The 11,672-nt window shown below is 52.0% G+C and carries 9 protein-coding genes; 4 read left to right on the plus strand and 5 right to left on the minus strand.

The features are described 5' to 3' along the window. The first annotated feature begins 76 nt into the window (after positions 1–76). The 3 genes from ACJJIO_RS07135 to ACJJIO_RS07145 all read left to right on the plus strand — a co-directional run bounded on the left by ACJJIO_RS07135 (position 77) and on the right by ACJJIO_RS07145 (position 3,673). Complete coding sequence (locus ACJJIO_RS07135; protein ID WP_252083415.1) at positions 77–1,549, plus strand: Ppx/GppA phosphatase family protein; 1,473 nt, start codon at positions 77–79, stop codon at positions 1,547–1,549. A 73-nt stretch (positions 1,550–1,622) separates the two neighbouring features. Then, positions 1,623–3,089, plus strand: a complete 1,467-nt coding sequence (locus ACJJIO_RS07140; RefSeq protein WP_444910588.1) for a protein adenylyltransferase SelO — start codon at positions 1,623–1,625, stop codon at positions 3,087–3,089. 161 nt (positions 3,090–3,250) lie between these two features. Beyond that, on the plus strand, positions 3,251–3,673 hold the full coding sequence (locus ACJJIO_RS07145) for a DUF2147 domain-containing protein (protein ID WP_252083417.1): 423 nt from the start codon (positions 3,251–3,253) through the stop codon (positions 3,671–3,673). A 118-nt stretch (positions 3,674–3,791) separates the two neighbouring features. Here ACJJIO_RS07145 and ACJJIO_RS07150 read toward each other — a convergent pair whose 3' ends face one another. From ACJJIO_RS07150 to ACJJIO_RS07170, 5 genes are all read right to left on the minus strand, one after another. Then, positions 3,792–4,871, minus strand: a complete 1,080-nt coding sequence (locus ACJJIO_RS07150; RefSeq protein WP_252083418.1) for an HlyD family secretion protein — start codon at positions 4,869–4,871, stop codon at positions 3,792–3,794. Beyond that, positions 4,864–5,355 (minus strand): MarR family winged helix-turn-helix transcriptional regulator, encoded by a 492-nt coding sequence (locus ACJJIO_RS07155; RefSeq protein WP_444899743.1) that lies wholly within the window; start codon positions 5,353–5,355, stop codon positions 4,864–4,866. The genes ACJJIO_RS07150 and ACJJIO_RS07155 overlap by 8 nt, the downstream gene beginning before the upstream one ends. Before the next feature lie 107 nt (positions 5,356–5,462). Beyond that, positions 5,463–7,712, minus strand: coding sequence for a DNA topoisomerase IV subunit A (gene parC / locus ACJJIO_RS07160; protein WP_444899742.1), 2,250 nt, complete (start codon positions 7,710–7,712; stop codon positions 5,463–5,465). A 690-nt stretch (positions 7,713–8,402) separates the two neighbouring features. Next, on the minus strand, positions 8,403–9,020 hold the full coding sequence (locus tag ACJJIO_RS07165) for a Fic/DOC family protein (protein WP_444910589.1): 618 nt from the start codon (positions 9,018–9,020) through the stop codon (positions 8,403–8,405). A gap of 34 nt (positions 9,021–9,054) precedes the next feature. Then, entirely contained in the window at positions 9,055–9,255 is a 201-nt protein-coding gene (locus ACJJIO_RS07170; RefSeq protein ID WP_252083422.1) for an antitoxin VbhA family protein, read from the minus strand. Positions 9,256–9,839: 584 nt separating this feature from the next. On the opposite strand from ACJJIO_RS07170, the gene ACJJIO_RS07175 reads away from it, so the two are divergent. Beyond that, positions 9,840–11,023, plus strand: a protein-coding gene (locus ACJJIO_RS07175) for an IS3 family transposase (protein WP_444889693.1) whose coding sequence is annotated in 2 segments (ribosomal slippage) — positions 9,840–10,122 and positions 10,122–11,023 — 1,185 coding nt in all. Because the reading frame shifts where the segments join, the coding sequence is not laid out codon by codon here. Positions 11,024–11,672: the final 649 nt, after the last annotated feature.

An 11,672-nucleotide genomic window follows, 5' to 3' on the forward strand; every position in this document is an offset into this window, starting at 1 on the left:
TCAATATGAGCACAAGGTTATACAGTTAATAGTAGAGTAGCTTGCCGTCTTAACTAACACGGGCCTAAGGATGTCGATGCAATCACCAAGTGAGCGCTACGTTGCGCTCGACCTCGGCTCCAACAGCTTCCACCTGTTGTTAGCGGAATTTCGCGATCAACGCATGGTACGCCTGCATACCGACCGCGCCATGGTGAGACTGGCAGAGGGGCTGGACGCCCACCGCCACCTAAACCCCGTGGTATCGGAGCGAGCCCTGACCGCGCTCACTCGCTTTCAACCTGTACTACAAAAACTACCAGTCGATCATATTCGCGTCGTCGGTACCAATACCCTGCGCGCCGCCGCGGCTAATGCCGATGGTTTTCTCGAAGAGGCCGAATCCATTCTCGGCGTGCCCGTGGAAATTATTAGCGGTATTGAGGAGGCACGCCTGATTTACAGTGGCGTAATGGCCGCCGCCGACGGCCCACCACGGCTTCGCTGCATTATCGACATCGGCGGTGGCTCCACCGAACTGGTGCGCGGCAGCGAATCCCCCCAACAGTTACAAAGCCTGGAAATGGGTTGCGTTTCCTACAGTAGACGCTTTTTTGCCGATGGCCTGATCAGTGAAAATACCGTCAACCATTTTAAGCGCGCACAGCGCGCTGCCCGCGCCGAGTTGCAAGGGTTACAACACATTGCCGCCGAAGCGGAAGTTATCGGCTGCTCTGGCAGCGTGAAGGCGGTTTCACGGGTACTGAATGGAGGAGAGGTGGCGGATATCGTGCACGAGGATATCGACCGTCTCGCCAAAGAAGTTGCCAAGGTGGAGCATATCGCCGAACTGGAGCTGCCCGATCTCGACGAGGAGCGGCACCCGGTATTCGCCGCCGGCCTGGCAATCCTGCACGCCATCTTCTGTGAATTGGATATCCAGCGCATGGAGGTTTCGCCCTATGCCATTCGCGAGGGCATAGTGCATGACCTGGCGGGGCGGCTGCACGGTGGCGATCGCCGTGCCAGTACTGTAGACGCTGTGGTACAGCACTGGCAGATTGACCAGAACCAAGTGCGTCGAGTGAACGACACCGCCCTCAAACTATTGCAGCAATTGCGCCCCGAATACCCGCTGGAAGGAAGGCAACGACTGCGCTGGGCCATCCAGCTACATGAAGTGGGGCTGGCACTCACCCACAGCAGCTTTCGCAAGCTCGGTGCCTATATGATCAAGCATGCAGATATGGCTGGATTCTCCAACGGCGAACAGGAGCACCTGGCCTACCTAGTGCGCAACCAGCGCGGTCCAATCAAAGCACCAAAAGAGCACTACGGTTTCCACCCAAGCCCAGATTTACTGCTGTGTCTGCGCCTTGCCAGCATTATTCATCGCGACCGCACAGAGCGCACTTTGCGGGGAATCAACTTGGCAGACCAGGGAGATGCCTATCGCTTGCAAATTGAGCGTGAATGGCTGGATAGCAGCCCGGCGATAGAGGAATTGCTTTACCAGGAGGAGCAGCACTGGCAATCACAGACACGCCCTCTACGCCTACTTGCGGTATAAGCGTCCCTGCGAATAGCGATTAATGCCGGTAACATGCCTGGCAACATTTATTTTTAGCCCAAACCCAAAATCTATGAAACTCAGCGAAGTTACCCTCAGCCACCGCTACGCCGATATGGGCGATGCCTTTGGCCGCCGTATCAACCCCACTCCCTTCAAGCATCCACAGCTTATCGATATCAATCCCGCTGTGCTGCAGCTGCTGGGTATCAATGCCGCTGAGGCGAGCAATCCCGACTGGGCCCAACTGGGGTGTGGTGCCAAATTGTTTCACGGCAGCCGACCCTTTGCCATGAAGTACACAGGCCATCAATTCGGCGTCTACAACCCGGATCTGGGCGACGGCCGCGCCCTGCTGTTGGGGGAAGTTGAACACCAAGGCAAAAGCTGGGAATTACATCTGAAAGGCGCCGGCCAAACCCCCTATTCCCGCTTTGGCGACGGCCGCGCAGTGTTACGCTCCACCATTCGCGAATATCTCGCCGGCGAAGCCCTAAGTGGCCTGGGCATCCGCTCTACCCGCGCGTTGAGTATCGTCGGTAGTGACGAGCCGGTAACCCGCGAGCAAATTGAAAAGGGCGCCATGTTGATCCGCGTGGCCGAAAGCCATGTACGCTTCGGTCACTTCGAATACCTGTTTTACACCAAGCAGCTGCAAGCCCAACAACAGCTTATCGGCGAGATCTGCCGGCGTTTTCTCCCCGACTCCCAAGAACTCAGTATTGGTGAACAGGCAGAGGCCATGCTGCGCTTTACTACCAGACGCAGTGCTGAACTGGTGGCGGGCTGGCAGGCGGTGGGTTTCGCCCACGGCGTATTGAATACCGACAATATGTCGATTATTGGAGACACCTTCGACTACGGCCCCTATGCCTTTCTCGATGACTACGATCCCACTTTTATCTGCAACCATTCAGACCATACCGGCCGCTACGCCTTCGAGCAGCAGCCCGGTGTAGTACTTTGGAACCTGAATGCCCTGGCCCACTCTCTCTCCGGCTTTGTCAGTGTAGAGGCACTGCGAGACTGTCTGGAGCAGTTCCAACCCCAGGTGACCGATGCCTTTGCTGCGAGGATGCGCGCCAAATTGGGGCTCACCACCGAGGAGGAGGGCGATCAGGCACTCTGCGCAGATCTACTGCAGTTGTTACAACAGGGGGAGGCAGACTATACCCTCTTCTTCCGCGCCCTATCCCGCTACCGCGGAGAGCGTCCCGCCCAAGGACTTCAGGAATGTCTCGCCGAGGCTCAGCACAGCGCCCTTGAGCAGTGGCTGGGGCACTACGATCGACGCCTGGCGCGTGAGCACAGTGATTCCTGCGCCCGCAACCGAGCCATGCTAGCGACAAACCCCAAATACCTATTGCGCAACTACTTGGCACAGAAGGTTATTGAGACCGCCGAAACCGGTGATTACCAACCCTTGCATACCCTGCGCCAGCTACTGCAGAGCCCATTTGACGAGCACCCTCAACACGAAGTCTGGGCCAGCGCTCCCCCAGAATCCGGCAAGCGTATCCCGTTGAGCTGTAGCTCTTAATAGGGCCAAATTGGTACAACTTGCGAACAAATTGCCGGTATTTGCGGTCAAATGTCGTCTGTATGCGGTTATTTTTTTACCCGATGATGACTTATGCGGTGTCGCTGCAAGTGACTTGCTGTAAGATCTGGGTCATCCACTGAATAGAGGAAAACCTACAGATGATCAGAAACCTGCTCCTGGCCACATTCGGCCTGTTGTTCGCCCTGCAGGCCAATGCCGCAGATGTTGTAGGCAAGTGGCGCACTATTGATGACGAATCCGGCAAGCCCAGATCCATCGTGGAAATTTATGAAAAGGACGGTAAGTACTTCGGCAAGATCGTTCAGCTATTGCTGAAGCCCAATGACACCATTTGTGAAAACTGCCCAGGTGACCTAAAGGGCAAGCCTCTTGTAGGAATGGACGTGATCACCAATATGGTGCAGAAAGGCAAGAAATACGAAGGCGGGGAAATTATGGACCCGGTGAAAGGCAAGGTGTACGACTGCAAGTTCTGGTTGGAAAACGACAACACCCTGAAAGTGCGTGGGTACCTCGGTTTTCTCTACCGCACCCAGACCTGGCACAGAGTCGAAGAGTAAATTACAGGGCCCGCATTGCGGGCCTTTTTTTTTGGCCGGTTGCCACTGGTTAGTCAGATTCTGACAGCCAAATCGACCGCTCCATCGCACAGCGCAAATCCCAGCCACTGAAGTGCTTCTAGAGAACCACCCTGCCACTCTCATCGGTAGAGGCGCGTGCGGATACTACCTTGGCATCCTCACTGGTATCGATACGCACTTTAGCGCTCATACCCGCACGGAGCGGCGGCGCATCCTTGAGGGGGTAGAGGCGCAAGCGCACCGGTACCCGCTGTACCACCTTGTGCCATTCGCCGCTGGCATTCTGCGGCGGAGTAGGTGAAAACTCACTACCACTGGCCGGACTCATGCTGTCCACCTGGGCCTGCCATTCAAAGTCCGGGTAGGCATCGAGGGTCACCTCCGCCTGCTGGCCCGTGCGCACCCTGGCCAGCTCGGTTTCTTTAAGGTTGGCCTCTACCCACAGGCCGCTGGTGCCCACCATAAACAGAAGGCTCTCGCCGACGGTGGCCATCTCTCCGACTTGTGGCAGGGTATTGGCGATCACGCCATCCATAGGTGCAATAATACGGGTACGCGACAGTTGATAATTGGCCTTGTCCAACTGCGCCTGGGCCACCTTGAGGTCGGCCTGCTCTTCCAGGGCCACACTGGGGTCGCCGCCCAGCTCGGCACGCAGACTGGAGAGCTTTTCCGCATTGATGGTGATCTGCGCGCGGGCCCGCTCCAGCTGCTGGCGGGCGCTATCCAACTCCGCTTCAGAGAAGGCCACCTTGCCCAGTTTTTCATTGCGTTCCAGTTGGCGCCGGTAGAAATCTGCATCTTTGCGCGCCTGCTGCAGGGCGGCATCCGCCTCGGCATATTCGGCGCGGCGCGCCAGCAGATCATTGCGCACCTGAGCCAGGCGCGCCTCAGCTTCGGTCACCGCCAGCTCATAAGCCGTGCGGTCAATTTGAATCAACAACTGGCCCTTAAAAACCGGCTCATTGGCACTTACCAACACCTTGGTCACCACACCATGAACTTCTGGTGCCAGGGAAACTTTATCCGCCTTTACATAGGCGTTTTGCGTCTCGACGATATCGCCGCCGCCATACAGGCTCCAGCCGGCCGCCAGGGCGACAAACGCCAATCCCAGGGCGGCCCCCAGCTTGCGCATCGCACTCGGCTTTAGCTTCAGGTGCAGCTTGTCAGTCACATTCAATCTCTTCGCCTACCAGATTCTTGCGCAGCCGCCCGAGCAGCGTCTGCAGTTGTCCTATTTCCGCCGCAGTAAAGCCATCCAAGGCGTGACTGCGGGTCTCCTCCGCCAGGTCTCCCAGCAGCGCCATAGCCGGCTGTGCCCGGTCGGTGGGATAAATCCTAAAACAGCGCCGATCCTGTGGATCGGGCCGTCGCTCCACCAGTCCTTCGCCCTGCAACTTGTCGAGCAGGCGCGCCAGGCTGATCGGTGCCATCTCCAGGCGTCCCGCCAGGGCAGTTTGCTTCAGTCCCTGCTCCCGTGTCAGATGCCAGAGCACCTGCCAGCGGGCATCGCTGAGGCCGTGATCCCGTGCTCGGCGGTCAAAGTTACGCCGCAACAGGCGCGCCGCGCTATGCAGCGCAAAGCTCATCTCGGTTGCGCTGTCTTTTCCGGACCCGCCCATCCCTGACATAGTCTCCCCCTTTTTGAGGGCGCTCATTATAAGCCTGCTTATTATTTCATCAATGCGCGGCTTATCAATACTAAAAACTGGCAATAAAAAAGCGGTCGCAATGACCGCTTTTACCGTGCCACATTAGTAAAGGCTTATTTTTCCAGCACCTCGATGCTATCGACCTTCTGAAAGCCCCGTGGCAGCTTGTTGCCCCGTCGGCCACGCTCACCGCGGTAGTGCTCCATTTCCGAGATCTTGATCTTGGTATGGCGCTTACCGGCATGCACGACCAGCTGGTTTTTACCCTCCAACACGGCGATTCCCACCACCACTTCCTCGCGGCTAGCAGCCCGTGCGGCAGTGATATTGATAATCTTATTGCCCTTGCCTTTCGATAATTCCGGCAGCTCTGTGACGGGGAATACCAGCATGCGACCCTCAGAGGTTACCGCCGCCAACAGTGCCTCTTCGGGACTATCTAACAACTGCGGCGGCAAGACCTGAGCACCTTTGGGCAGGGTCAGCATGGCCTTGCCCGACTTGTTGCGCGACTGCAGGTCGGCAAGCTTGGCGATAAAACCATAGCCCGCATCGGAGGCCAACAGAACCCGCTGGTCGTCCGACCCCATGAGCAGCCCCTCAAATGTGGCACCGGAAGGCGGGTTGATACGGCCACTCAATGGCTCGCCCTGGCCCCGCGCTGATGGCAAGGTATGGGAGGCGATGGAATAACTGCGCCCGGTGCTGTCGAGCAACAGCGCCGGCTGGTTACTCTTGCCGCGCGCGGCAAAACCGAGATTGTCACCGGCCTTATAACTCAGTGCCGCCGCATCGATCTCATGACCTTTAGCGGCACGAATCCAGCCTTTCTCAGAAACCACCACGGTAATGGGGTCGGAAGATAGCAGCTCCGATTCGCTAAATGCCTTGGCTTCCTCACGGGCCACGATGGGCGAACGGCGTTCATCGCCGAACTCCTTAGCTGCAGCCAGTAATTCTTTCTTGATCAAGGTTTTAAGGCGGCGCTCACTGTCCAGAGTCTTGGTCAGGGTATCGCGCTCTTTCTCAAGCTCCGCCTGCTCACCGCGAATTTTCATCTCTTCCAGGCGCGCCAACTGGCGCAGCTTGGTATCGAGGATGTAATCCGCCTGTATATCCGTCAGCTCGAAGCGGTCCATCAGCTCCTGCTTGGGCTCGTCGCTGGTACGGATAATCTCGATCACTTCATCGATATTGAGGAAGGCTACCAACAAGCCGGCCAACAGGTGCAGGCGCTTCTCTACTTTATCAAGGCGGAACTGCAAGCGGCGGCGCGTGGTAGTGGCGCGGAAGGTTAGCCACTCGCGCAGGATCTTATCGAGGGACTTCACCTGCGGACGGCCATCGATACCGATCATATTCATATTGACGCGGTAGTTGCGCTCCAGGTCGGTGGTAGCGAATAGGTGATTCATCACCGATTCCATTTCCACCCGGTTGGACTTAGGCACAATCACCAGGCGGGTGGGATTTTCGTGATCCGACTCATCGCGCAGGTCGCTCACCATCGGCAGCTTCTTCGCCTGCATCTGCTGGGCGATCTGCTCCAGCACCTTGGCGCCACTCACCTGGTGGGGAAGCGCGGTAATCACAATATCGCCGTCTTCCTTACTCCACAGGGCGCGCATTTTGATAGAGCCGCGACCACTGGTGTAAATCTTACGAATGTCTTCGCGCGGGGTAATAATCTCCGCCTCGGTGGGCATATCCGGACCAAGAATATGCTCACACAGCTCTTCTACCGTGGCCTTGGGATTCTCCAGCAGTGCCACCGTCGCGTTGACCACTTCGCGCAAATTATGCGGCGGAATATCGGTGGCCATACCCACGGCAATACCGGTGGTACCGTTTAACAGGATATTCGGCACCCGCGCCGGCAACACACAGGGCTCATCCATGGTGCCATCAAAGTTTGGCTGCCAATCCACCGTGCCCTGGCCCAGTTCCGACAGCAGCACTTCCGAATATTTGCCCATGCGCGACTCGGTATAACGCATGGCTGCGAAGGACTTGGGATCATCCGGCGAGCCCCAGTTGCCCTGGCCATCAATCAACGGGTAGCGGTAGCTGAACGGCTGTGCCATTAACACCATCGCTTCATACACGGCACTATCGCCATGGGGATGGTACTTACCGATCACATCGCCAACCGTGCGCGCAGACTTCTTATACTTGGCAGTATTCTTCAGGCCCAGCTCGCTCATGGCGTAGACAATTCGCCGCTGTACAGGCTTCAGGCCGTCACCGATATTCGGCAGGGCGCGATCCAGGATCACATACATGGAGTAATCCAAGTACGCCTTCTCGGTGTACTCCTTTAACGGCAGGCGCTCTGTGGCCTCGTAGACAGAGGTGTCGGTCATACAGCACTCGTTATTCGATTCGGAAGGAGCGGATTATGGCGGACTGGGGCGGGAGGTTCAAAGGGGGTTAAGTTACTATTGCTAGGCCAATATCTCTAGAATGGGAAGAACCTCGACATCAGTAAGCTTGAAAAGCAAAAATTATTTCACCCGGCTACCCGACTATAGACTGCTGCAACTTGCATCTACTGGGATTGCCAGACCCAAGCCTGAACCTGGTTACCTGTCCACAGCAAAACTTATGAGAAGTAGATCAAGCTTATTAGCTCTGAAACACTTTCATCTCTGGTAAAAGCTTCTACTTACAAGCTTAAAGCCTTTATAAGCGATTAACTATCCATAAATCGCTTATTATGAATTTTTTACAAAGTTAATTTTTTCTTGTTTTAAAGCAACAACTACTATCTTTTATATGCCGAGTAAACGGCATCAAGATCTTCAAAAAACTTCATACTTGGCAAAGCAATCCTAATTACCTACTTTTCACTCAACTCTTGATTACATATATACCGTAGGGAGCTCTAAAAAATGAGGCTTTTGTTTAGAGTTCCCTAAAAGCAGAGTGAACGCTCGGCGAACTTGATTGAAAGGGTAAGGTGTGAAGAGCAACGAACCCCTTCATCATGCTGGACTATTTGAAGAGCCTGCTAGAACCGCCAAGCTTGCTTTTCTACGAGCCGCTCGTCTTCACTACCAAACTTTTCTAACGACATTCAGCCCGATCAGTCTAGAAAGCTCTTTAGCTTCGGGGTCTACCGACCTTGCCGCTCGACTAGCATCAGCCATGGCTTGCCCACTTATCGCGGACCACTCCACAAAGTAACCGTTCTGACTGGCCAACTGATCTATAAATACCCGCTGCGAACGCCCATTGCCCTCACGAAAAGCATGGATCTTGTTGATCCAACCTAAATAGAAACCCGCTCTCTGTCCAAATGCTCTTGGATCGAGGCCCTGCAGATATCCTTCAGAGGCCAGCTGTTGGAAGCACTTGCTGCTCTCTTTCTCAATCAAGCTATAAGGGAGGAAAAGCTTATTACCTTTACTAATCTCTACTTTTCTTGTTTTCCCCGCGAATGGGTACACATGTCGAAATAAGCGTCGATGGATCTCACATAGATGTACAAGATCAAAGGTGGGAGTCACGGGAGAGGCTATCAGATCTGCCAATGTGCGCTGAGTGATCACCCTTTCCGCTTCATTAAGAGATGATGTATCAGTAAATCCTAACAAGTTCTTTAGGCATTCTGAATTGTGCAACAAGTACGGATCGTACTCAGAAATATCATACTGGGCGTAGGCATCCATGTCTAAAACTCTAATGGTCTAAAAGCTAATAAATTTATTCTTTCGTTTTGGTATTTTGGGCTTTGAAGGCATCCACTATTTTCTGAATATCTTCTTCCGCATCAACTTTTCCAGAAATGATATCTCTCATCCGCTCTTCCTCTTCAGGAGTCACCTTGAGACCTTCTATTCGGCATGAACCCGCAGCCTGAGCAGCGAGGAATTCAGCGGTGATGCGCTTATCCTGCGTTTTCATAAAATCCTCCCGTATTCTGGGGAAATACTGTTTTGGTCGTTCAATCTATTGTAAGGCTTACCTAGGATCTCTGCCCCTTCCTGTCTATCAGGTGGTTTTAAGATATATTTTATGATGACTAACACTCATTGCGCCACTATCAAATCCTAGACTAACTGGTTCTCAGGTAAGTCTTCATAAAGCATTGAGCCCCAAAGTCTCATCAGTAGTTTCCCACTTAGTCCATATCTGACCGCGGCCTAACTGCCTTATCAGTCAATCTCCCTTTACCCAACTAGCCATATACACTGGATATGCTATCCAGTAGCACATTATATCCCTCTTTTCTTCCACCTAAGAAGCCGTCTTGTATCAACCCATTTCACTGATTCTAAGATTAACCTCAAATTGGCATATCACACTTGACTTAACTGAAAAGACAGTCGAAAGATTGATACATCCAAGCGTTTAGAAGAAACTTATTTCTTGACCTAGAGAAGCAGCCAACCAGGTGAAAAAACCAATCAAACTAACTCATATTTATAGTTACACTGTGATCTTGCCCCGTTTTAACGGACACCAAAGTCAAACAGACGAGGTGTCTTATGCCGAAATACAACAAACCTAGAAAGACTTGGCAGTATTCAAACGAATTCAAAGTGAAAGCGGTAATGCTTAGCTTGATAGAGGGTGTTCAAGTTAAGGAAGTGGCCGAAACTCTCGACATTCACCCTTTCATGCTGTCACGATGGCGAAAAGAGTTTCAGGAGGGGAAGATTGTGGCAGATAAACGAAGAAAGCTTACTGGTGTAGTCTCTAAAGCAGAGAAAGAACTTTCTAGAGTAAAGCGTTTAGAGGCGGAGAATCGTAAATTAAAGCAGGAGCTTGATTTGTTAAAAAAGTGGCAACGGTTTCTTGCGGAGGAACATCAGCAAGATATCGATTCATCCAGAGGTTCGGATCAGAACTAGGTATCAAAAGAACTTGTCAGTGGCTGGGAGTATCGCGCAGTGGCTATTATGATTGGCTGAAGAGGCAGCGATCGCACCGAAAACACCAAGATGATGATCTAAAGGTTCAGATTCAAAAGATTTCGGATGACTCTGCAGGGCGCTATGGTAGTCCAAGAATTTGGAAAGCCCTGCTGACCAAGGGATATGAAGTTAGCCGTAAGCGCGTAGCCCGGCTGATGCAGGAATTAGGAGTCGTAGCCAGAGTTACGAGAGTGACACGTAGGGCACCAGGCATAAAGCGTTTCCTAGCCTCTGGGGAGAATCTTAGACCGGATGGAGCTGTGCCTAAAAGCAAGAATCAAGTTTGGGTTGCTGACATAACCTACCTTAAGGTTAAGGGTCAATGGCAGTACTTGTCAGTGGTGATGGATTTGTATTCTCGCCGAGTAATCGGTTGGAGTTTAGATACGAAAAGAACAACAGAATTAACCCGAAGAACCCTGATGAATGCTGTAAGGAAAAGAGGATCCAAACCGGGATTAATATTACACACGGACAGAGGTGTAGAGTACAGAGGGTCCGAGTATCAAAAAGAGTTGAGAAAATATGGAATCCAGCATAGCTTGAGTAGAGCGGGTAAATGTACGGATAATGCCCATATGGAGTCGTTCTTCCATAGCTTAAAAGCTGAACTGATTAGAGAAACTAGATTCCAGACAATGAGCCATCTAAAGTATGCTTTGGCTCGATATATTAATGATTTTTACAACCGTAGGCGGCTGCATTCAGCTCTAGGCTACCGATCACCAATGGAATATGAGCGAATAGCAGTATGAAAAGTAGTGTGTCCGTTTTATCGGGGCAAGATCACTGGGTAAATGAAAAGCAAAAATCTACATAAGCATGCATCAGGACCTTCTCACCAACACTAATTCAACATACTCACCGGACTCGACAATATTCAATTTGACACTTCCTTTTTTACCTTTAAAACAAAGCAACAATTAAATTATTTAGCAACAAAAAACTTCGTCTATCCAAAATAAACAGGATTATAAAATTTTTTTAAAATTTATCTTAAAAACTTTTTCAAGTACCCTCAACCAACCACTCACATAAATATTTTCAAAGCAGCACTAGATTCAGCCACTTTTTATAGGCAGACCCAGCACAATTTCCTACGGGGAGATCTTCACCTAACACTTTTTCGAGCTTGCTATTCTTCTTCAGAGTTCATACATACCAAAAGAAGATAGGCCTCCAGTGAGGCTCATACCTCCCTATCAACCCATTCTAAAATCACATTAACAACTGACACAGATAACAGCCACTAAAAATATTAGCATGAAAAATTTAACCCATTAATATGACATTTAGCTTCCGAATTATTTCATCAGGAAAATTAATATCCAGGTTATAATATCGAAGCAAGTTCATTTATAGAGAACAGGTGCAGCCCTTAAGAAGCCTAGAAACCCAATAAAT

The sequence above is a fragment of the Microbulbifer mixtoriginis (SeqCode) genome, assembly GCF_052467235.1.